The 21,475-nt window shown below is 61.9% G+C and carries 14 protein-coding genes and 1 tRNA gene; 9 read left to right on the plus strand and 6 right to left on the minus strand.

Annotated elements, in window-relative coordinates; translation table 11 throughout:
* Positions 1 to 1,481, plus strand: a 1,481-nt coding sequence (locus PLL20_16810) for a hypothetical protein (GenBank protein ID HPD31655.1), incomplete at its 5' end; no start/stop codon positions are given.
* A 33-nt stretch (positions 1,482 to 1,514) separates the two neighbouring features.
* On the opposite strand, the gene PLL20_16815 is transcribed toward PLL20_16810, so the two are convergent.
* A complete protein-coding gene (locus PLL20_16815) occupies positions 1,515 to 4,022 on the minus strand; it encodes a trehalase family glycosidase (protein HPD31656.1) in 2,508 nt (835 codons plus the stop codon).
* Positions 4,023 to 4,114: 92 nt separating this feature from the next.
* Positions 4,115 to 5,011: an SMP-30/gluconolactonase/LRE family protein gene (locus tag PLL20_16820; GenBank protein ID HPD31657.1), complete on the minus strand. Its 897-nt coding sequence runs from the start codon at positions 5,009 to 5,011 to the stop codon at positions 4,115 to 4,117.
* Between the two features lie 399 nt (positions 5,012 to 5,410).
* On the opposite strand from PLL20_16820, the gene PLL20_16825 reads away from it, so the two are divergent.
* Positions 5,411 to 6,232 carry a hypothetical protein gene (locus PLL20_16825; GenBank protein ID HPD31658.1) on the plus strand — a complete coding sequence of 274 codons (822 nt, stop codon included), beginning with the start codon at positions 5,411 to 5,413 and terminating at the stop codon, positions 6,230 to 6,232.
* Here PLL20_16825 and PLL20_16830 read toward each other — a convergent pair.
* Positions 6,229 to 7,203, minus strand: coding sequence for a site-specific DNA-methyltransferase (locus PLL20_16830; GenBank protein HPD31659.1), 975 nt, complete (start codon positions 7,201 to 7,203; stop codon positions 6,229 to 6,231). The two genes, PLL20_16825 and PLL20_16830, sit on opposite strands and share 4 nt — an antisense overlap.
* Positions 7,204 to 7,768: 565 nt before the next feature.
* On the opposite strand from PLL20_16830, the gene PLL20_16835 reads away from it, so the two are divergent.
* Complete coding sequence (locus PLL20_16835; GenBank protein HPD31660.1) at positions 7,769 to 8,503, plus strand: prepilin-type N-terminal cleavage/methylation domain-containing protein; 735 nt, start codon at positions 7,769 to 7,771, stop codon at positions 8,501 to 8,503.
* Positions 8,504 to 8,521: 18 nt separating this feature from the next.
* Here the strand turns inward: PLL20_16835 and PLL20_16840 are convergent, their stop codons facing one another.
* The gene (locus PLL20_16840) at positions 8,522 to 9,568 is read right to left on the minus strand and encodes a uroporphyrinogen decarboxylase family protein (protein HPD31661.1); all 1,047 of its coding nucleotides are present in this window, start codon (positions 9,566 to 9,568) and stop codon (positions 8,522 to 8,524) included.
* Between the two features lie 151 nt (positions 9,569 to 9,719).
* On the opposite strand from PLL20_16840, the gene PLL20_16845 reads away from it, so the two are divergent.
* Complete coding sequence (locus tag PLL20_16845) at positions 9,720 to 11,219, plus strand: DUF2961 domain-containing protein (protein ID HPD31662.1); 1,500 nt, start codon at positions 9,720 to 9,722, stop codon at positions 11,217 to 11,219.
* A gap of 71 nt (positions 11,220 to 11,290) precedes the next feature.
* Here the strand turns inward: PLL20_16845 and acpS are convergent, their stop codons facing one another.
* Positions 11,291 to 11,674 (minus strand): holo-ACP synthase, encoded by a 384-nt coding sequence (gene acpS / locus PLL20_16850; protein ID HPD31663.1) that lies wholly within the window; start codon positions 11,672 to 11,674, stop codon positions 11,291 to 11,293.
* Between the two features lie 677 nt (positions 11,675 to 12,351).
* Between acpS and PLL20_16855 the strand changes: the two genes are divergently transcribed.
* The 3 genes from PLL20_16855 (at position 12,352) to PLL20_16865 (ending at position 17,100) form a co-directional block, all read left to right on the plus strand.
* On the plus strand, positions 12,352 to 14,535 hold the full coding sequence (locus PLL20_16855; protein ID HPD31664.1) for a UvrD-helicase domain-containing protein: 2,184 nt from the start codon (positions 12,352 to 12,354) through the stop codon (positions 14,533 to 14,535).
* Positions 14,532 to 15,914, plus strand: coding sequence for a glucose-6-phosphate isomerase (locus PLL20_16860; GenBank protein HPD31665.1), 1,383 nt, complete (start codon positions 14,532 to 14,534; stop codon positions 15,912 to 15,914). The genes PLL20_16855 and PLL20_16860 overlap by 4 nt, the downstream gene beginning before the upstream one ends.
* Positions 15,915 to 16,029: 115 nt before the next feature.
* Positions 16,030 to 17,100 carry a mannose-1-phosphate guanylyltransferase gene (locus tag PLL20_16865; protein HPD31666.1) on the plus strand — a complete coding sequence of 357 codons (1,071 nt, stop codon included), beginning with the start codon at positions 16,030 to 16,032 and terminating at the stop codon, positions 17,098 to 17,100.
* A gap of 78 nt (positions 17,101 to 17,178) precedes the next feature.
* On the opposite strand, the gene PLL20_16870 is transcribed toward PLL20_16865, so the two are convergent.
* Positions 17,179 to 20,016: a DUF4091 domain-containing protein gene (locus tag PLL20_16870; protein HPD31667.1), complete on the minus strand. Its 2,838-nt coding sequence runs from the start codon at positions 20,014 to 20,016 to the stop codon at positions 17,179 to 17,181.
* A gap of 504 nt (positions 20,017 to 20,520) precedes the next feature.
* Between PLL20_16870 and PLL20_16875 the strand changes: the two genes are divergently transcribed.
* Together PLL20_16875 and PLL20_16880 are read left to right on the plus strand one after the other, a co-directional pair.
* Positions 20,521 to 20,949: an isoamylase early set domain-containing protein gene (locus tag PLL20_16875; GenBank protein ID HPD31668.1), complete on the plus strand. Its 429-nt coding sequence runs from the start codon at positions 20,521 to 20,523 to the stop codon at positions 20,947 to 20,949.
* A 153-nt stretch (positions 20,950 to 21,102) separates the two neighbouring features.
* Positions 21,103 to 21,186: transfer RNA gene (locus tag PLL20_16880), tRNA-Leu, on the plus strand.
* The last annotated feature ends 289 nt before the right edge of the window (positions 21,187 to 21,475 follow it).

Genomic DNA, 21,475 nt, shown 5'->3' on the forward strand with positions numbered 1-21,475 from the left:
ACTACATATTCAAACCGGCGAAATCTCTGCACTTTCAGAACGACGCTGGCACTTGCCCACCTCCCGACGGCCATCATTATGCGAGCACCTTCTCGGTACCCCCGGCTCCGGGAGCGCAGCCGGAATCCTGGGCGTACCAGACCATCCAGGTGGACAACACCAAGACCTACACGGTTTCGGGGTATTTCGCGGGGGCCGGCGACAACACAGTGATCCTGGATCTTCTGGACGGCAACGAGCAGGCCGAACATGTTCCCGACTCGGTCAGCGGTCTGATCCACGACAACGGTCCTGCCTACGACTGGACCTTCGCCTACGCGCAGGGCAAGCCGACCGGCGACCTATTGACCGTTCGTTGGCGGGTAACGACGCGGAACCCCGGGCCTCATGTGGCTCATGCGGACGCGCTGCGCATGGATACCTGTACATCGGCGATCACCGCCGCCACAATTGCTCCGGCGGACGGTGACAACACCGGGACGTTGACCGGCGTTGAGATCGTCGGCTCGGGGTTCAGCGGCGAAAACACCCCCAAGGTTATGCTCACGCGTACGGGCCTGGTGGCGGTCAATGCGACGAATGTGACGGTTCACGACGACACACGGCTGACCTGCGATTTCAATCTCACCGATCAGCCGACCGGACCACGAGATGTCATTATTTTCAAGGAGGGATGCGTAGCTCGAATCAAGGATGGGTTCCTCATCCTGGCGCCGGCGCTGGCCAACGGAGGTTTTGAATTACCTGACCCGGGCACACCCGTTGACTGCACGACTCCCGAGGCGTTGCTGAGAGGTGTTCCGCGAGGCTGGTCGGTCAAGCTGACGGTTCCCGGCAGCCTTGACCGCGACCACCACGTTCACCGACCCGTGACCTGTCCGTCGACGGCAGGCGGACACTACGGCTCACTCACCATCGATCGGAGTGGTGATCTGATTGCTTACCAGTCGGTGCGCGTGATTCCGACCGCTCGGTACACCCTTGCGGGGCAGTTCGCCGGTGGCGGTACCAATCAGGCCGTCATGCAGCTCATCGACGGCTCGCTGGAATCAGGAACGTTACTTGCCGAGACCGCCATCAATGATGATGCCTTCGGGACCTCCTACGACTGGCGCAGCCGCTCCGTATCGGCACACGCGGCGAGTGAGGTCCTGACGGTCGCCTGGAGGCTGAGCACGTCGGGTCAGGATCTCCATGCGCTCCACGCGGACGGCCTCACGTTTGCCATGACCGGTAATCCGTGCAGCCGCCCGTTTGCAGATGCCGATGCCGATGGAGACGTGGACCAGGCTGATTTCGCCGTCTGGCAGACGTGCTTTACCGGAAGCGGCGGAACAATCCCCGCCGATCCGCCTTACTGTCGTTGTTTCGACCGCGACAGCCCTAACGGCGACGGTGACATCGACTTGCAGGACTACGTTCTTTTTGAGGCCTGTGCCAGCGGAGCGGGCATCCCGGCAAGCGCTTCGTGCGCCGACTGAACGGCGGTCGTCTGGACGAACTCGAACCATCCTTCAGCGTACAGCCGCCACGCGCGAGGGTTGAGTGATCTCGATCCGCGCATCCGCGGGCAAGTCGCTCCATTGGACGAGGATTCCTCGTCCCTCCCTGACGGGCAGAGCCCGGCCGTTCAAGGCGGCCCGGGTATGCTGCCCGGCCGTGTCGCGTCGCACGCTCACCGACAACCTGCTCGCGCGAAGTCGCAGAGAGTCAATCGCTGCGTCAGGCCAGCTTTCCGGCAGGGCCGGCATGATCTCCACGCCTTCGGCCGTCGGCCGGATACCAAGTATCACGTCGACGATCATGATGGCGGGTATTGACGTCCAGATGTAGTCGGTCAGATCGGCAGGCTCACCGGTCAGCGAGTTGTAGTACTCGCGGAAATGGCCGTCCTTCTCGAGCGATTGAAAAACCATCCGACAATTGATTTCAGCCAGGCGTGCGGCCTCGTCAAATCGACCCACTTCCTTGAGACCACAGATCACCAGCCACGTCATTTCCACCCAGTTGGCTCCGCGCCAATGCCACTGTCCCTTAAGTCGGTCCGGCATGTGCCTGACGGCCAGCGTGGCCACGGGGTAATTGGCGCCGAACGCAGTGGGGTCTCGCAGCAGATCGACGATCGCAGGCACCTGCTGAGGCGTTGCCAGCCCGCACCACAGCGGAAAGAACGTCGAGATATCCATGATCCTGGCCCAACGATCACCCGCTATATCGCGCCCGTAGTAAACACCGTCCTCGGCATGCCAGAAGTGTTCCCGCATGACCGCCGCCCGTTGCTCCGCGTCCGCTTTCCACTGCGACGACTCGCCACTGCGGCCCAATTCGCGGGCCATTTCAGCCAGCGTTCGTTCCTCTTTCAGCAGGTAACAGTTGAGGTCCAGTGCCTCCTGGTTCTCGGCTTTGTCGGTGGCGGTCCACGTCGCCAGGTCGCCGTCGTCGCGAACGGTCTCCAGGAAATCCTTCCAGTGCTGCAGTCTCATGCCCGGGCGGGTGCGGGCCGGCGAGCACCACCATCGAAGCGAGCGTGCGCAGCAATCATAAGCCTCTTGCAGGAACTTCCGATCGTCCCTCCACAGGTACGTCGTCCAAGACTCCCATGCCAGGAAAGGAGCAGTGGCCAGGTCGCCGCTGTGGGCGCTGACTCCGCGGTGGTTCACCCCGTAAGGAAACCGTCCATCCGGCTGCTGATTCCGGAAGTGTCCGCGGAGGAAACTTTGGGACAGCGTCGGCTCGGTAAGGTTGACGACGAAAGTCGAGAGATCCTCGTGACCGTGCATGCCGTAGCTCCACCAGCCGTAAGGCTCGTTGGTATGCGGACGGCAAAGCGTGTACCACGGGAGGCTCGACTGCTCCTGCGGACTCCAGGTATTGGCCCGCGGCAGCTCCAAAGCGCACAGGAAGTCGGCCGCCCAGGACTGGGGTGGTACGGTCAACAGTGGCACGTGCTCGTACCACTTGAAGCTATCGGCCACGAGCCGTGGCCAATCGACCGAGAGTGTCCGGATCGCTGCGAACACCGAGTATTGGAGAGCCTCTTCCGGCGTCTGCTTGGGATAGAGAATCATCTCCATCGGCGATTCATACTGCTGCGGGCCGTAGCGGTGAAGATTCAGGCTGAGCAGCAGCGTTCTGCTGGCGCCTGCAGGCAATTCGACGCGATGTTCGAGCACGGCGTCACGGGGAATACCTGATGGGGTCGCGTGATCTGTCAGGGCGGTGCGACGGCCGGCCGGCGGCTCACTCGCCGCCAGCACACATAACAGGGTGCCGCCGAGCCGCCTGGGGCCCGGTATCCACTCATCGTAGCTCGAAACAAGTGCTCCGTTCGGTTCGTTATAACCGATCCACTGCAAGTCGCCGGTCGTGGCGGTCACGCCGTAGCCGAAGCGGTCGAAAGGCACCTTCTCCGCGCGAGGTTTTGTGCAAGCAGCCTCGACGCGAACAATGTGAGGGTGCGGGCCGAGATTTTGTACCTGTACCACGGACAGCAACGTATCGCTTTCCGCGGCCAGGAACAGAACCTGTCCAAGGATGTCGTCAAGGTCAACCTTTACGGACGCCAAGTTAAGCAAATGGTCGGTGTACTGCCGCTTGGGGTTGAAGTTGACCGGCTTATCATCCACGCCCAGCCCGATCAGGAGATGAACGTCGCTGTTGGTGTTGAAAACGCCCAATTTGCCCCGATGCGGGAGATCAAAACGGGCATCCTTATCCTTATCAAGCAAGTGCCAGGGTATGTCCTTGTGGAAGTCGGTGGGAGAGCCCACATCGTGAGTCTTGACCAGCCACGGCACCGGTTTGACAGCCAGGCTCTGACGGACACCTGGGAGGAGTGGCTTGGCCGCAGCGTCGAGCGTTGCTGATATGTCAGCGACGCCCACAGCAGGCCGCGACGCAAGGCTTGTCGGCAAATCAAGATGCCGCTCGACGGCCGCCCCCATGAGGGTAATGGCGTTCAGGATCAAAACAACAGATGTCACAGCCACGTCGCCACCTTTGGGCAAGCTCATCATCGGCATTGCCTCTCCAGCAGGAAACCGGGCGGAGGAAATCAGACGATGCCGCGACAGACCACCTTTTGTGCTGCCCGTTGCCCCTCTTGGGGCCTCCTTCACCACGCAAAGTCGGCCAAATGCTCCGGCCGGCCTTGAATACCGACGCGGATCCGATAGAGCGAACCGCCGATGTTGGGAGCGTTGAAGTCGTATCCTGGGGGAGCATAGGGGCCGACCCAGGACTGGCCGGCGGTCGTGACGTACAGATCGGTCAGATCGTCACCGCCGAAGATGATGCTTGACACCTGCTTGACCGGCATGGCAATACGCCGCTCCACCTTGCCCTGGGGGTCATATCGAACGATCTGTGAACCGTACCACTGAGCGCTCCAGATGTAGCCCTCGGCGTCGACGGTCAGGCCGTCCGGTATGCCCTCGTCGGTAGGCACTTGGACGACAACCCGACGGCCGGACAGCTCGCCCGTCGAGGGATTGACGTCATAAGCGTAGATCTTCCGGGCCGTGGAGTCGGTGAAGTAGAGCGTCCTGTTGTCGGGACTGAAACCCAGGCCGTTGGCGAGCTCGATGCCCTCATCGACCACGCGGACTGATGCGTCGGGCGCGATCAGATACAGACAACCTGTCTTCTCCATGCCGCCGGCGCCCCAATACATGGTGCCGGCATAGATGCGGCCCTGCGGATCGGCGATCATATCATTGATCTTCAGTTCTTCGCCTTTGTACGTTGCTGCCATGCTGCGCCACTGACCGTCCTGCCAGAAGTGCAAGCCGGTCGGTCCGCCCAACAGGAGTCCGCCCGAGCGGTTCAGGGCAATGCCCGAGACCACCACGCCGCGGGTCAACACCTTCCGCTCACCGGTGTCCACGTTGTACTGGTACGTGGTGTCCGTCTCATTGTCGGTCCAGAGCACGCGACGATTGGGTGCGTCCCACGTCGGCGCCTCACCGCACTTGTTGCCGTCCTGAACCACCGGTTCGATCGCGTACGACATCTGAGTCTACCTCCGGCAGAGTACCGAGAAAACACGGGATTCACGTCCCGCCTTCTGAAATGAAAGCATAACCCAAGACGGGGCACGAGTCATCCAGACACCGCTCTGAAACGGTTGAGATGTAAGTAACGAGAAATGCCGCATGCCCACCGGCGGGATGATCCGTCTCGGCATCGTTGACGAACGACTGACCTTCGTGGTATTCCTTGGCCAAGCGATATCACACCCACACACGGAGGTCTGCGGGAGAAAGACCCCGGAGCTGAGAAACAAGGCTCCGTTGATTCCTCGTGCGACGCGAGCCGGTCGGATGGTGTCGCGATACCGGCGTGCGTGTGAGACGATACGCGGAAAGCTGTTCATCTTGTTGAACGGTGCGTCCGCTGAGCGGAGATCCGGATGCCCGAAGGATACGATACGCACGCAGATTACATGAAATGGGTCAAAGCCGAGGCTGAAACGCGGCGTGCGGCGATCGTCGCCGCCGTCACCGAGGCGTTCGCACCCTTCATCGAGAGACGCGAGGTCGACGTCATCAACTTCTCCGCGATGACGGCGATGGACCTTGCCGCCGCCATCCAGGCCCACCCGGCCATCCTCAAAGCCCTGCTCGCTTGCTGCAACGTCGCGGGACGAGCGATCGAGCGGGACCTGGACATCCGCGGGATCGACACCTACGAGCCGCACCTGACCGAGGCGAAGGCCGCCGCCATCGCGGGTTATCTCAAGTCCTTTCTGCCGCAGGAAGCATGCGTTCCTGCCCTCTGTGAGCTTGATCGTTTCTTCTTCGTGGATAAGGAGATCCGGGCTCGCAAGGGCCGTTGGGAACGGATGATCCTCCACGCCCTGAACGGGCAATCCCGCTTGGTCTTCAGGAAACGAAAATTCAATGTTGCGGGGGAGTTTTTTGAACTTGATGCCGCCGCGCCTGAGAGCGGGCCAATTGAGATCGCCGTTGACGTCAAGCGCATCGAAGCAAGGCGAGACATCCACAAACGGGCCGACGAGATCATCAACAAGGCCGCGAAATTCAAGACGGCGTACCCACACGGCAGGTTCGCCGCCGTAGTGTACTACCCCTTCACAGCCGAGCACGTGAATGTTCAGAGCCGTTTGGACTCGCCTAACATCGATACGGTCTGTTTTGCGTCGCAATCCGCCGAGCAGGTTTCTATCACAATCGGACTACTCGTGGATCGGCTTGGAATCCGCAGACGCTAATCGGGACTGTGTCCGGCGGCCAGTGATTGCCGCACCTTCAACGACGGCGCGCCTCCGAACATCCGCCCTTGCGCAATCTCGCCGCGAATGCGCTTCTCGGCAATCGCGAAATACTGCAGGTCAATCTCGTTGGCCACGCTGTTGCGGTTGCACATGAGCGCGGCGATCGTGGTCGTCCCGGTTCCCGCGAACGGGTCCAGAACCGTGTCTCCAGTAAAGGAGAACATGCGGATGAGCCGATAGGCAAGTTCGACGGGATACGGCGCAGGATGCTCGCGTGTCGAGGCCCCGGTGACGTCACTCCAGATTGGGCGAAACCAGCGAGCCTGCTCTTCCTTGGTCAGCCGCGACGTGGCGCGCTGCTGCTCGGTAGGGCTACGGTATTGTCCAGGCTTGCGCAACATGAGAATGTATTCGACATCATTCTTGATGATGGCGTTGGGCTCATATGGTTTTCCCAGGAAGCCCGCGCCATTTCCGGCGGCCTCGAACTGGGCGTTGGCGATCTTGTGCCAGAGAATCGGCGTCAGGTAGTCAAACCCGATCCGCCGGGCTCGCACGGCGATGTCGGCATGCAACGGAAGCACAAGGTGTCGACCGCGATTGGCTCGCCGAGCAACGCACACATCCCCCACATTGCAGACCAGGCGTCCCCCAGGGGTGAGCACCCTATAGCAGTGCCGCCACACCTTGTCCAACTCGTCATGAAAGGCCTGGTATTCCTCCATGTTGCCGAGCTGAGCCGGATGATCGTTGTACTTCTTGAGATTGTAATAAGGCGGCGAGGTAACAACCAAGTGCACAGATTGGTCCGCAATCCAGTCCAGTTCCCTGGCATCTCCGAGATTGAGCACATGCGCAGTCGGCGGTCCTTCGTAGACCTGCGGTTCCGGAATCCGCGTGGCGTCCGCTCTTGTCCGCGACGCGCGGGAGCGCTCATCGGCAAAAAGGCTCGGCTCGGATTTACCCATAGCAGCGGATATTATACACGTGCGGGCCCCGGCGAAGAAGAACTGCCCTCCAGGCAAAGTCGAGGACAATCCCAGACGCGTTCGGCCGGCGACAGGATTCTGAAAGGGGCCGCCGCAAAGCCCCGCGTGACCGGCCCCGACTCGTCAGCGGCTGACCACCTGAATCTGCGAGTCTGTCGCACCGAGTCTCGTGCCTTTCCCCCTTTGCTTTGTGTCCGTTCGAGCTCGAAAGCCTGATGACGGCTATGGGGGTCGACCCGGCACGTCCGATCATCCGCGGCCGGACGCCCGCCCTATTGACGTAATATCCGGGCAGGGCGAGCAGGCGTTTCCCCCAGTACGCCGCCGACCACTCAGGTCGGCACAACCGGCGGAATCGCCGCTATGGACACTGTTTGGATTCGTATACTTTATTGGGACATGATAGAGGCCTTCCGTTGAGATCCTCGACAATGGGCGAGGTTCGGCCGGAGGCTGGGTGCTCCGTTTCGGGAGACGAGGCACGCGCCCCCGACCAGTGTGGGGTTTGGGGAAGCAATTGCGCCCGAAGGGAGGCGGCCGTGCGATGAGACGGGGCTTCACGCTCACCGAACTGCTGGTGGTGATCGCGCTGATCGTGATCATGTCCGGCCTTTCCGCTCCCGCGATCCGCGCATACCTGCTGAATCGCGAGCAAACGCTGGCTGTTCGGGTCTTCAGCGGCGCGGTCAGCAACGCCCAAGCCTTGGCGAGGGCACACTTCACCACCACGGCGGTCCGCGTCGAGCGGGCTTTTGCCACCGATGATTCAGGGCGAATGCTCCGAAACCCCGCCGGCCGACCCTACTGGCTCGATCATCAGAAAATCCAGATTCTGGCGGTCGGCATGCACCAGCCCCAGAAACCGGTCGCCGGAGAAGCGCTTGTCTTTCGCCGTCTGCTCGACGCGCCGGCCGTCGATTTGCCTTCGTCGGCTTGGCTGGCTCCGGGCAACGCTCTCAGCCTGCTCGCCTCGGGCAACACGACCTATCAGCCGTCCGCAGCGGGCGCGACGGCCATTGACACCCTGGACACCTTCTACCTGGTCTTCAATCGACAAGGAACGCTCGTGCGGTTGCCCGCAAGCCGGCTTGTGTACCTCGATGAGAGCCAAGATAACGCCTTCATCGAACACCCGCAGCCGTCTCAGATGGGAGCCATTACCTACAACCGCGGGCGGTTCGAAAAGTCCGGCCGCGATCCGACCTGGCTGGAAAAGGGCATTCCGTTGTACATCAACCAGCGAACAGGGTCGGTCATCGGCGCTCATGCTTCGCGTTGAGCGACTTGCACCCGGCCGTTATTGTCCGAACGACTGTCCGACCTCGCGGGAAACCCGGCTCCACTCCTCAAAAACGGCCCGAACGTTCTCCGGCCTGGCCCCGACGCCGAACTCACACTGGGCGATGACGCCCCCCTGGCCGCCGTACAAGGCGGCCGCGGCTCTGCGCACAGCCCCGCGGATGTCCTCGATGGAACCATAGGGCAGCAGATGCTGGCGATCGACCTCGCCCCAAAAGGTGATTCGACCCTTAAACCGCCGGCCAATTTCCTCGATGTCCATGCAGAAAAGCTGCGAATTCACGGCATCGACGCCGATCTCGATCAAGTCCTCGTAGATGTCGAAGATGTACCCGTCGCTGTGAAAGAAACACAGTTTGCCGGCCGCATGGATTCGCTCGACGTACTGGCGGTAGTACGGTTTGAAAAAGTCCCGCCACAAACGCGGGCTGATCAGCAGCGATCGCTGCGAGCCCCAGTCGTCCATGCCCAGAATCGCGTCGACGTCGGTCGCGGCCCAGGCGTCGACCATCGCCAGGTTCCACTCGTGGATTCGCCTCGTCATCTCGGTCAGGCCCGCGGGCTGCTCCATCAGGTCGATATAGAGCGCTTCTGTGCCGCGGAGGAATTGCATCCGCTCAAAGAGCCGAAAGCACAGCGGCGAAAGCATGAACCGGTCGGTTCCGGCATACTGCTCCGCCACGAGGCCAAGGTCTATCCTCGCCCATGCCCACGGAGGCCGAACCTTGTCGAGATCGCTTGCATAGCTCCTGACCGGCGGATTCTTCACCTCACCGATCGCGCCGGCCTGGATGTTCAGGAATTCACAGCCCCATTCATCGACGAAGACACCGGGGGTATACGGATCGCCGCGCATGCAGTCCGGCCGGGGAAAGTCCACCGTCGGCGACACGATGTCATCCGGAAAATCGCGACGAATGGTTTGCAGTTCGACCGGATAGTGCGTCTCCGCCCACGGAAGCGTCCAGAGGTTCCGCGGCACCCTGGGCGTCCGCTCGAAACGAACCGTCCGCAATACCAGTTCTCGTGGAGTCGGCTCCCTCATTGCCGGACTCATACACGATCGGCAGGCCGCAATCAACGTGACATCCTGAGGCCACGACACGAGCGGCGTGGCCATGAAGAGCAAGTCGGCGTAGGCTATCGTGACGTTGCCCTGGAGAATGCCAAAGCATGATGACCTTCGGAGACATCCAATGCGATCGACTGCTGCCGTGTCCGTTCTTATCCTGTCAATTCATTCTGCCGTGTTTCCCGCCGGCCTTGACGAGTTGGCCACGGTGACCGGCCACACCTCACACCGCACATCCAGTGCCGACCCGACCGGTGGCAACGAAGACTCGCTGGTCACCTTCGTACCCGGCGAGACACGAACACTGCTCGACACCGATGGCCCCGGCCGGATCACGCACATGTGGTTCACCGCCGCCCGGTTCGCCAACCACGAGACGTTTTTCCGCGACATCGTCATCCGGATGTATTGGGAGCATTCGCCGGTAGCGTCGGTCGAGGTACCGCTCGGCGACTTCTTCGCCCTCGGCCACGCCCGGCAGTACGTCATCAGCTCGGCCCCCGTTTGCGTCGGCGACAACACAAAGGCTCTGAACTGCTACTGGCCGATGCCGTTCCGGAAGCACGCCAGAATCGAGCTGTTCAACAACGGTCGGCGATCCATTCGCCGCGTCTATTTCAACATCGACTACGAACTGGGGCCACAGCCGCCGGATCAAGGGCTTTTTCATGCGGAGTTCCGCCGCGCTCCGGCTCTGCGCACGCAGGCCCACGAGCGAAACCTCACCGGCAGGGACAACTACGTCATCCTGGAAACCGAGGGCCGCGGCCAATACGTCGGCTGCGTTCTGGCCGTCGACGCTCAGCCCGGCGGCTGGTGGGGAGAGGGCGACGAGATGATCTTCCTCGATCATGCCGAGCGACCCACCATCGCCGGCACCGGCTCGGAGGATTACTTCTGCAATGCATGGGGCTTCCAAAAGGCCTTCAGCAATCCTTACTACGGCTGCCCCCTGCTCGAACAACTGCCCGACGGCGGCAGCCTGACGACCGTCTATCGCTGGCACATTCCTGACCCCGTCCGCTTCAAGACCCATATCCGGGTGACCATTGAGCACCTCTTTGGCCCCAAGGTGGTCAACGATTACTCAAGCGTCGCGTACTGGTATCAGACCGAGCCGATCAGGCAGCGAGAACCACTACCGGCCGCCGAGGAAAACCACCCTCGATCCCACGCCATACCGGCGACCCAGCCCGTCACAACAATCGAGATGTCCGCCACCGAGCTCGAACCGGGCCTGCACGCCCGCGGAATCAAGGTACGCAGCGTTACCACCAGCTTGGGTGCCGGGTACGCAAGCGGCGGTTACCTGGAGATCGACGCGCCGGATCAGCGCGTCGAAATCCCTGTGCCCGTCCCCGCCGACGGGAGGTACCGAGTCCGCGTGAAGCCTGTGAACACGCTGATCAAGGACCAGCTGCAAATCAGCCTCAAGGGCGGCAAGACCGCTGCGTTCGTCAGGCATGATGGCCACGAGCGCAACACGCCGCATGTCGACTTGGGTGAAACCCGGTCTTCGGACGGCCGCCTGTTTATCACCCTCAGCGGCAACCCGGTGATGGGGCTCGATCACCTGAGAATCGAGCGGACAGATATGCAGGATGTGCCTGCGGCGCCACGTTGACTCGCCTCCCCGGGGGCTTGACCTGCCCCTGGGGCTCGTCAAGGTATCTGCCGGCGGCTGAGGGCTGAAGGTCAGTCTGCAACTCCCGTCGCCACGGCGGCGGCAAAGTTCTCGGTGTGCGTGATGGAGATGAGAATGCGCGTGATGCCGAGCGAATCGGCCACCTGCTTGCACTCGTCGCAGAGGGTAACATATGGCCGGCCGGCGGCGTCGTTGAGAATCTCCATGTCGCGCCAGGCGATCTTGCCCTTCCAGCCGGTACCCAGAACCTTGAGGATGGCCTCCTTGGCCGCGAAACGGCCGGCCAAGCGCGGTACCGGGTCGCGGTTGGCGCGCACGTAGGCCAGCTCCGCAGGGGTCAACAGGCGGTCGGTCAGCCGGTCGCCGTGACGCTCCCAGACGTCGCGGATCCGCTTGCACTCGATCAGATCAATACCCTGGGCAATGATCTTCATAGGGTGACAGAGTAACCGGACGCCGCGGCCATGGCAAAGACCACGACTGCGGCGGGTGGTCAGTAGTCAGTCTTCAGTTGTCAGTACTCTGGCGCCCGGCTTCCACGAAGTGGACACCCGCTGGTGCGAGTATCCTTTCTCGCACCCTCCCCGAACGAATCCTTTCGCCCCTCTGGTCGAGCCGAACCGCTGGTGCGAGAATCCCTTCTCGCACCCCTCCTCCGGGCGAATCCTTTCGCCCCTCTGGTCGAGCAGGATAGGAACCCCGCCGGGGGCCGAGATGGGAATCTCGGCCCAGCGACAGTCCGCTGGTGCGAGAATCCCTTCTCGCACCCCTCCTCCGGGCGAATCCTTTCGCCCCTCTGGTCGAGCAGGATAGGAACCCCGCCGGGGGCCGAGATGGGAATCTCGGCCCAGCGACAGTCCGCTGGTGCGAGAATCCCTTCTCGCACCCCTCCTCCGGGCGAATCCTTTCGCCCCTCTGGTCGAGCGGGATAGGAACCCCGCCGGGGTGAAGCCGATATGAGAATCTCGACCCAGCGACAGTATGGGGCTCAGATGGGAATCTCGACCCAGCATGCACACCAAACACGTACCGGTTCCGGAACTGACAACTGAACACTGACAACTCGCCTTCCGGAGTGGTACGCGATATAAAACCACGTGCGAGGATCGAGATGAGCGTGGAGCACCTACTCGACGGCCTTACCGAACCGCAGAAGGAAGCGGTGACGCATGCGCACGGCCCGCTGCTGGTGCTGGCCGGGCCGGGCAGCGGCAAGACGCGGGTCATCACCCACCGGACCGCCTACCTCGCCCGGACCGTCACCGAGCCCCGCCACATCCTGGCCCTGACTTTCACCAACAAGGCGGCCAACGAGATGGCCGAGCGAATCAGACACCTGGCCGTCGAGCCGGGCGTCACCTGCTGTACCTTTCACTCGTTGTGTGCCCGACTGCTGCGAACCTACGCCGACCGCGCCGGACTGAACCCGAACTTCTCTATCTTCGACCAAACCGACCAGACGGCGGCCATGAAACAGGCCATCGTGCGTTGCGGCATGTCAGCCGAGAACTACTCGCCCGCCAACATGCTCGAAGCGGTCAGCCAGGCCAAGAACGACATGGTCCTGCCCGAAGACTACGCGCAATATGCCCGTGACTGGTCGGACCGAGCGATCATACCGATCTACGAAGCCTATCAGCAGATTCTGGCCGAGCAGAATGCACTCGATTTCGACGACCTGCTGCTCAAGACGGCCTATCTGCTGGGCGAGGACGCCGAGCTTCGCGACCAGCTTCAGGACCGTTACCGCTTCGTGCTGGTGGATGAGTATCAGGACACCAATCACGCCCAGTACTTGATCGCTCGCGGGCTCGCCCTGGATCACGAGAACCTGTGTGTGACGGGCGATCCCGACCAGTCCATCTACGGCTGGAGGGGCGCGAACATCCACAACATCCTGGAGTTCGAGGAGGACTTTTCAAAAACCAAGGTCATCCGACTGGAAAAAAACTACCGCTCAACGCCGCAGATCCTGGCCGCCGCCGACGCGGTGATTCGCCACAACCGCAATCGCAAGCACAAGAGACTCTGGACCGACAACAGCGGCGGACCACCCGTCCGAGTGATTGAGGCCGACACCGCCAATCAGGAGGCCGACCTTGTCGCCGAGGCCATCAGTGAGCATATCGCAGGCGGCGGCAAGTACGCCGACGTGGCGGTGTTCTATCGAACCAACGCTCTGTCACGATTGATCGAGGAGACCTTGCTGAAGCGGCACATCCCCTACCAGGTGGCCCGTGGTGTGTCATTCTTCCAGCGCAAGGAGATTAAGGACTCGCTGGCTTACCTGCGCCTGGCCGCTAACCCGAAAGATCGGGTTTCCTTTCTGCGAATCGTGAACGTGCCGCCCCGAGGCATCGGCGATACGACAATTGAACGCATCGTCAAGAAGGCCGATGAAACGGGGCTTTCTCCACTGGACGTGATGGCCGACCCGCGCGGGCTCAAGGTTTCCGCCCACACCGCGGAGCGCATGACATGGTTCGTAAAGCTGATCCATGAGATCGCCGGAATCGCCGCCGACGAGAGTGTCACGGCGGCCGTTCAGCACGCCATTCTGCACAGCGGGCTGCGGGCGGCGTGGAACCAGGCCAAGGACGATGACGCCGGCCGCAATGCGGACGAGCTCATCTCTGACGCCGCGGACTACGACCGCGATCACCCCCAGGGAGCATCGCTGGTCGACTGGCTTCAGCAGATCAGCTTGATGAGCGAGGTCGACTCCGTCAACCCGGAAATGGGAGCCGTGACCCTGATGACGCTCCACGCGGCCAAGGGGCTGGAATTCAACCGGGTGTTCATCATCGGAGTCGAAGACGGTCTGCTGCCTTACCGTCGCCAGGAGAACCGCGAGGCGGACGTGGAGGAAGAACGACGACTCTGCTTCGTGGGCATGACGCGGGCCCGCCGGTCGCTGACGTTGACGTGCGCGCGCTTCCGGAGTATCCGAGGCCGCGGAAGCCGAAGTGCCCGCTCCGTCTTCCTGACCGAATTGCCACGCGAGCAGGTCGAGTGGTTGGTTCTCCCCTCCGACCGTGGCACGGAAGTGAATCGCGGTTATGATGACCAAGCCGCCGAGGCGATGGCCGTCCGATACGATGACTGGCAACAGGGCCGGCTCGTTCGACATGAGGACTACGGCCTGGGGCAGATCCTATGGCTCCGCCCCGCCGCCAGAGGCGTGTGCGCAGGCATCAGATTTAAGAGAGATGGCAGCGAGCGGACCTTTGTCCTCGAACAAGCCGCCGCGAAGTTGCAGTTGTTGGAATACGACGATTCGGGATGGGACTCATGACAACAGAATCCACGCTCACACTGGACACGAAGCACGTGACGGACGAACGCCTCGGCGAGCACAGGCTTACCGAGGCCGACCTGCGGAGCCTGGCTCCCCGGGTGGCCGAGATCCTCAAGGAAATCGCCGCCGAGCGAGGCCGGGGCGACCATCGCTTCCGGGAACTGCCCCATGAGCGACCGCAGGTGGACGAGATCAAGAAAATCGTCGCCGAACGCCGCGACGCAATCGAGAACCTCATCGTACTGGGTATCGGCGGTTCGGCGCTGGGCAACATCGCTCTTCAAAGCGCCCTGAACCCGCTGACCTATAACCTGCTGCCCAAGACCGAGCGCCGCGGACCGCGATTGTTCGTGCTCGACAACGTCGACCCGGCATATTTCGAGGCCGTGATGCACTTCATCAATGAAGACGGCTGGGCCAATACCCTGGTTAACGTCATCAGCAAGTCCGGCGAGACGGCCGAGACCTCGGCCCAGTTTCTCATCGTCCGCGACCGGCTCAACAAAGCCCTGGGCGAGGCCGAAGCCAAAGAACATATCCTCGTGACCACCGATTCGTCCAAGGGCACGATGCGCAAGATCGTGGACGCCGAGGGATATCGTTCACTCATCGTGCCGGACGGCGTCGGCGGGCGGTTCAGCGTGCTCTCGCCGGTCGGTCTTCTCTCGGCGGCTTTCTGCGGCATTGATATCGATTCCTTGCTCGACGGGGCGGACGCCATGGACAAGACCGTCAGCAACCCCGACCCGATCAACAACCCCGCCGCGTTGATGGCCATGATCTACTACCTGTACGACCAGCGCGGCAAGAACATCCACGTGATGATGCCCTACAGCCAGCAGCTTCGCGACCTGGCCGACTGGTTCCGCCAGCTCTACGCCGAAAGCATGGGCAAGATCCGCCCGAGTGACGGCAAATGCGTAGGGCCGACGCCGATCAAGGCATTGGGCGTCACCGACCAGCACTCGCAGGTTCAGCTTTACCGTGAAGGCCCCAACGACAAGGTCTTCACTTTCCTCGAGGTCCAGGCCTTCGAGTGCGATTCGATCATCCCGCTGGCGTTCGAGGGTATCGAGGCGATGGAATACCTCGGCCGCAGCAAGAACGGCACGCTGGCCGGGCTGCTCGCCGCCGAGAAGCGGGCAACCGAGCTGGCCCTGCTGGTCAGCAAGCGGCCGTCGCTGACCGTGCGTTTCCCGGAGGTGAAAGCCCATACCGTCGGAGAGTTCATCTACATGTACGAGGCGATGATCCCGATCATGGGCAAGCTGTATGACATCAACCCATACGACCAACCGGCAGTGGAGCTCGGCAAAGTGCTGACCTTCCACTTCATGGGCCGACGCGGATATGAGAAGCCGGCAATTGAGTTGTGAGTGATCGGTTATCAGTGATCAGTTATCAGTGAAAGATGCAGACAGAACCCAGACAGCTCTGACTGAGAACTGACAACTGAAAACTGACAACTGAGAACTCCCGCGGAGTTCTCCCATGCACCACGCAGTCATCATGGCAGGCGGTTCCGGCACTCGGCTCTGGCCGTTGAGTCGGCGCAGCCATCCCAAGCAGTTGCTCCGGATCTTTGAGGGCAAGTCGCTGCTACGCCGATCCTTCGATCGGCTCAGGGCCCTGCTGCCCGCCGAGCAAATCCATATCATCACCGGGCGCGACTACATCGAACCGATGGCGGCCGAGTTGCCCGAACTGCCCCGCGAGAACCTTATGGGTGAGCCGTGCCCGCGCGACACCGCCAACGCCGTCGGCCTGGCCGCTCATCTGCTGGCCCTGCGGGACCCCGACGGCACGATGGGCATCTTCACAGCCGATCACATCATTCACCCGATCGACACCTTCGCGGCCACGGTGCGGCAAGGCTTCGAGGCGGCCGACCGGCACGCGGACGCGCTCATCACTTTCGGAATCACCCCGCGCAACCCGCACACCGGTTACGGCTATATCCATCGCGGCCCGCAGGTCGATCCGGGGGTCTTCGAGGTCCTCGAATTCAAGGAGAAGCCCGATCTGGAGACCGCCAGGCGATACGTCGAATCCGGAGAGTACTACTGGAACAGCGGCATGTTTGTCTGGCGCCTGCCGGCCATTATCGCCCAGATCCGCAAGCACCAGCCTCAGATCGACGCCGGCCTCCGCGAAGTCGCCGCCGGCTTCCACGATCCGGCCCGAGCCGACGCCATCCTGGCACGCTTCTCATCCCTGCCGAAGATCTCGATCGACTTCGCGGTCATGGAAAAGGCCGACCGCGTGCTGACCGTGGAGATGCCCTGCGAGTGGCTCGACGTCGGCTCATGGCCATCGCTGGCCGAGGTCTTCAAACCCGACGAGGCCGGCAACATCCTCGCCGCCCCAAACGTCATGACTCTTGACGCCCGCGACAACATCCTGGTCAGCGAATCGGATCATCTCTTCGCCGCAATCGGCGTGAGCGATCTGATCGTCATCCATTCCGACGACGCAACCCTCATCTGCCGCAAGCAGGATGCGCAGCGAATCAAGGATCTGGTTCAACAGGCGCGACAAACCACGGGCGAGCGTTACATGTGAGGGTTCAGGGTTCAGGCCGGTGGAATCCGCGCTCACGGACCGTCTTGCTGAATGCTGATCGCTGATAGCTGACAGCTATCACCGCCCCAACTGCATATTCCCCAGGGTGATCGGGCTGTAGATATGCGAGCGACAGGCGGTCCAGGAAGAGTACTCGCCACGGCGGGCATCGAAACGGGCGAAGTTCGCGCCGATCACGTCGCCGCGCTTTCCAAGAGAGGCCAGGGGAATCCGGATCTCCACCGTCCAGCAGCCGGGCCGAAGCCCATCGTCAACCGCGGCCGTGATCCCCGAGGCCCACGATGAAACCGGTGCAACCCGATCGAGGCACCGAATCCCCTTCTCAGCGAGCACCGCGCCGTTGGCTTTCACGACAACATGATACAGATCACCCGGCCCGACAGCCTGCCCGCTCGGATCCAACACCATCTCCACCAGATCCTCCCCCACCGGCCATAGATCGTCATATTCAACATAGTTGCTGCGGGTGATTCGCCGGCCCGCCAAATCACTTTCGGCACAGTTGAAGGCGATGTACAAAGCCTCGTCGTCGCTGCATGCAAAAACCGTCGTGAGTTGGGACGGCCGGTTCGGGCTCGCACGCCCCGTCTTGGGCACCTCGCCAGCACCGACCAGCAGGAAATCGCTGGCCACGTTGGTCGCCAACGGCCAGTCGTCCAGCCGGCCGTCCACCACAAACGGCTTGCCGATCCTCTGAGCCACGAGCACGCACAAGCGCCCTGTGAACACCGTCGGCTCGCCCTGGGAGGGCTGCAGAACGAACTGCACCGGCACGATGCCGTCGGTGTTTGGTTGGATGACCCGGGCCTTGGCCCCGATAACCACCCTCGCCCCACGAGTCGGTTCAATCGGCCCGATTGGTCGGCCATCATCGTCGGCCGTCCAGCCCTGCGGCAGCCCCGCCCACAGCAGCCTGCCCTCAAAAGGTCTCGGCGTCGCGTTGAAAAACGACACTGTCGCTTCCAGATGAACCGGGCCCGCTGCGTCTTGCGGTTCGAATCGGGCCTTGACGCCTTCAATCACGACCTGCGTGCGCCGGATCGCCACAACCAGACGCGACCATTCCATCTCCTCCGCAAATCGGGCCACATCGTCCTGCTGCCCCGATTGAGGACGATCGCCCTGTTCACTAAGAGCAACCTGCAACTCCCTGGCCATCACCCCCCGAGCGATCGACCAGGCCGCCGGCTCGGTCACCCAACCGGGGCCTCGACTATCGAGAAAATGCTCAGCGAAACATTCCGTTCCACCGTAGCGAAACAGGTCGGTCGACAACAACTTGGCGATGGCAGGGCGCCTGTTGCGATCCAGGAGCCAGAGGTATTCATAATCCTGAAGGCCCCGCAGCAACCGTTTCAGCCGGATCGACGGCACCGGCCCGCCCAAGCCATACGGTTTGCCCGACCAGATGAGCTGCCTCTCGCTGCCAGTCGGACCAATGGCGTCTTCCCGGCCCCAGTCATTCACGACGGACAGACACGCCCCGTCATAGCCGAAGCGGTAGATCTGCCAAGCCAGGCTCCCGGCATCGACCGGCGAAGCGATTACTGACAGCGAACCCGTGTACGGCGGACGACCGGGACTCAGCCAGACCTGCTTGCCCACGGTTCGCTCGCGCGCCAAAACGGTACGATCTGCTTCGGCAGAAGGCGGACACCAGATGCTCACCAGGTTTGAGACGTCAACAAACGGATCGTTGAGATAACCGTACGGCTCCAGCGACATCGGGCTGAGGGGACAGACGAGTCGTAGCCGAGGCTCGACCCGCTTCAACAGCCTGCCGATCCGTTCAAAAGCTTTGAAACGCTCGGCCCTGGTGCCATCGCTCAATGGCACCCAGACGAAATGGCGATCCAGCCATCCCCGCCGTTCAAAATGCGCTACGCACTTGCTCAGGTAATCGGCCACGTATCTTTCGTACGTTTCTGATCCCACACCGCCGTGCAAGTCGGGCGACGGATCGCGCTCATCAAAAGGCAACGGCCACGCCGCCGCGGCCGTTCGATCCTCGAATGCCGACCCGTCCATGATTCCGCTGACCAGCCTGTCGTAATCGGACCAGTCCAGTTCGACTCCGCCACCCGAAACGACTCTCTGTGCCGGCCTCAGATCCCACAAGACCGGACTCAACCGGTGCTCGTGCAAAAGCCTCATGGCTTGGTCAACCACCTGAACCGCCCGTTCGTAGAATGGATCTTCACTGGACAAACGGCTGGGAGAATAAGGCCGTCTGTCAATCTCCACGTGGTTCCTGATCAGGCCGGCCGTATCAAGACCAGCGATCACGGGGGCGTGCCGGGTTTGCGGGATGGCAAACGGCCAAACGGTCAGCAAAACAGCCAAACCCTGGGTCGCGCCCCCACCGGTCTCAAGCTCGATTCTGCCCGAATACGCACCAGGTTCCGTCCCCGGGGGTATGTGTACATCAACCCATACCGCCTCCGTCCGTCCGGGCGGCAAATCGATCGGCAGGGCACCCTTGGGAGACTCCAGCGGCACGAGCACATCCGGATACTCACGCTTCGCTCTCAGGTGCGGCGTCAACCGCAAGTACCAAGCCGGATAGTCCTCCACAGGAATCCGTAATTCGCGGTACAACCTCACATGGCTCGCCGCGACAGATACTGCGCCCTGCCGGAAATCCGTCACGCGGATGTTCCGCACGCCTGCAGGTACGTTGCCCTGTGCCGCCATGGCCAACTGAAACGAGGCCACCTCGTTGATCGCTGCATCGATCCGGATGGTCTTCTCGGTTTCGCGGTATAGCTCGGAATAGCCGGTGGGAACGGCGTCCGAAAAGACGATGGCGGACGCAGGAACAGGCCAGACCTGCACACTGCCGGAACCGATGGCCACGCCCCCACCGCAGCCGCAGAGAAAAACCAAGGCCGCCACGGCCGACAGCCAACAAGCGGCACTTGCCGTAACGATCCCAAAATGCAGAGCTCGGGCCTTCAAGGGTCGAACCGATAGCAGGAGCCAGCCGTACAAGCAATGAAGTCCGGCGATTCCAGGACACCGGCCCACATTCTAGGTGTATCTGGAGATTTTTCCAGAATGCTGTTCAATCTCGCTGGGCCCCTACACCGAAAGAAATAACGAATCCAGATGATGGGCGGTGGGCCGTCGCGGTTTGAAGGCCGGAAAGCCGGACACACAGACCGTCGGGCAGGATCCGAGAATGCGTGCGACCGCACCCGACCCGCAGTCTGACAACAGGTAGCACAGGCTGTGCCCGATCTGGAGGAGACCTCTCACGTTTTCGGCTCGTCCCAGATGCCGAGATCGTGAGTACGGCCTATAACTGACAAGCAACGAGAGAATTGGGAATGCGTGGGAGATTCTCTACGCTTTGTTGGTCAGCTTTATTGGTCACACTAAGGAGTTGGAGGCATCGCCATGGTTACACAATTGCCTGACGGCACCGTCGAGTTTCGGTTTTATCGCCCGGGAGCCCGACACGTAACTCTCGCAGGTGACTTCAACGGCTGGAATACAACCAGCTTAGCAATGCAAATGGACAAAGACGGATGGTGGCGATACGTCATCCATCTTACCCCCGGCTGTTACCAGTTCCGCTATGTGGCCGACGGCGAGTGGCACACCGACTACGCCGCGTTCGGACTCGAACATGGACCGTTCGGGGTCAACTCGGTCGTCAAAGTTGAACCTGCTCCGGCTTCGAGAACGGCCACAGCGCGACCTCCAGTCCTTCGCTTCGTCAACAGCCGGGAAGCCGACGAGATCATGCTGGCCCCCGGCGCCGGCCGACAACTCGACTGGTCAGTGGACGAGACAGAAGAGGAACTCGCAGAGGCGTTTGCCTGATCGTCACGCGATTAGAGGGATCCGCCCCCCGGGAACCACGCTGTGGCTGCGCGGGGGGCTTCTTGTTGGCTTGACGCTGCCGTGCAGGGCCGGTACCCTATCGAGTGTGCGGATCGCGGGCCCCCAACGCCCCGAATGCCGAACAAAAACCTAGCCCGGGTGGCGGAATTGGCAGACGCGCATGGTTGAGGGCCATGTCCCAGTAATGGGGTGGAGGTTCGAGCCCTCTCCCGGGCATTCCCGGTCGGACCACTCCTCCGTCTTACGCAGATAGACAATTGGTGCAACGGCCTGCCGATCAGCCCGAAAACCCTGCCGACGCGCCAATCAATCCCTCCCCCTCTTCACCCAGCTTGGTGTCACCGGGCAGGTTGAATTTCGGCCACCTGCGGGCGGCTTCGGCTGTACTCTTCATTTCCCCAAGGCGGCCTTTGGCCGCAACCAAAGCATTTCTGAGTGGCCCGTATGGGGCCGGGGTCAACTCTTGACTCTTGACATTTCGGGGCCGATGTGGTAGGGGTGTCGG

The organism is Phycisphaerae bacterium (assembly GCA_035384605.1).
GTDB lineage: Bacteria > Planctomycetota > Phycisphaerae > UBA1845 > PWPN01 > JAUCQB01.

Coding starts and splice junctions, on each gene's coding strand:
- PLL20_16855 (HPD31664.1), top strand. CDS start 12,352: ATGAGCGTGGAGCACCTACTCGACGGCCTTACCGAACCGCAGAAGGAA.
- PLL20_16815 (HPD31656.1), bottom strand. CDS start 4,022: ATGCCGATGATGAGCTTGCCCAAAGGTGGCGACGTGGCTGTGACATCT.
- PLL20_16845 (HPD31662.1), top strand. CDS start 9,720: ATGCGATCGACTGCTGCCGTGTCCGTTCTTATCCTGTCAATTCATTCT.
- PLL20_16865 (HPD31666.1), top strand. CDS start 16,030: ATGCACCACGCAGTCATCATGGCAGGCGGTTCCGGCACTCGGCTCTGG.
- PLL20_16835 (HPD31660.1), top strand. CDS start 7,769: ATGAGACGGGGCTTCACGCTCACCGAACTGCTGGTGGTGATCGCGCTG.
- PLL20_16825 (HPD31658.1), top strand. CDS start 5,411: ATGCCCGAAGGATACGATACGCACGCAGATTACATGAAATGGGTCAAA.
- PLL20_16820 (HPD31657.1), bottom strand. CDS start 5,011: ATGTCGTACGCGATCGAACCGGTGGTTCAGGACGGCAACAAGTGCGGT.
- PLL20_16875 (HPD31668.1), top strand. CDS start 20,521: ATGGTTACACAATTGCCTGACGGCACCGTCGAGTTTCGGTTTTATCGC.
- PLL20_16840 (HPD31661.1), bottom strand. CDS start 9,568: ATGAGGGAGCCGACTCCACGAGAACTGGTATTGCGGACGGTTCGTTTC.
- acpS (HPD31663.1), bottom strand. CDS start 11,674: ATGAAGATCATTGCCCAGGGTATTGATCTGATCGAGTGCAAGCGGATC.
- PLL20_16860 (HPD31665.1), top strand. CDS start 14,532: ATGACAACAGAATCCACGCTCACACTGGACACGAAGCACGTGACGGAC.
- PLL20_16830 (HPD31659.1), bottom strand. CDS start 7,203: ATGGGTAAATCCGAGCCGAGCCTTTTTGCCGATGAGCGCTCCCGCGCG.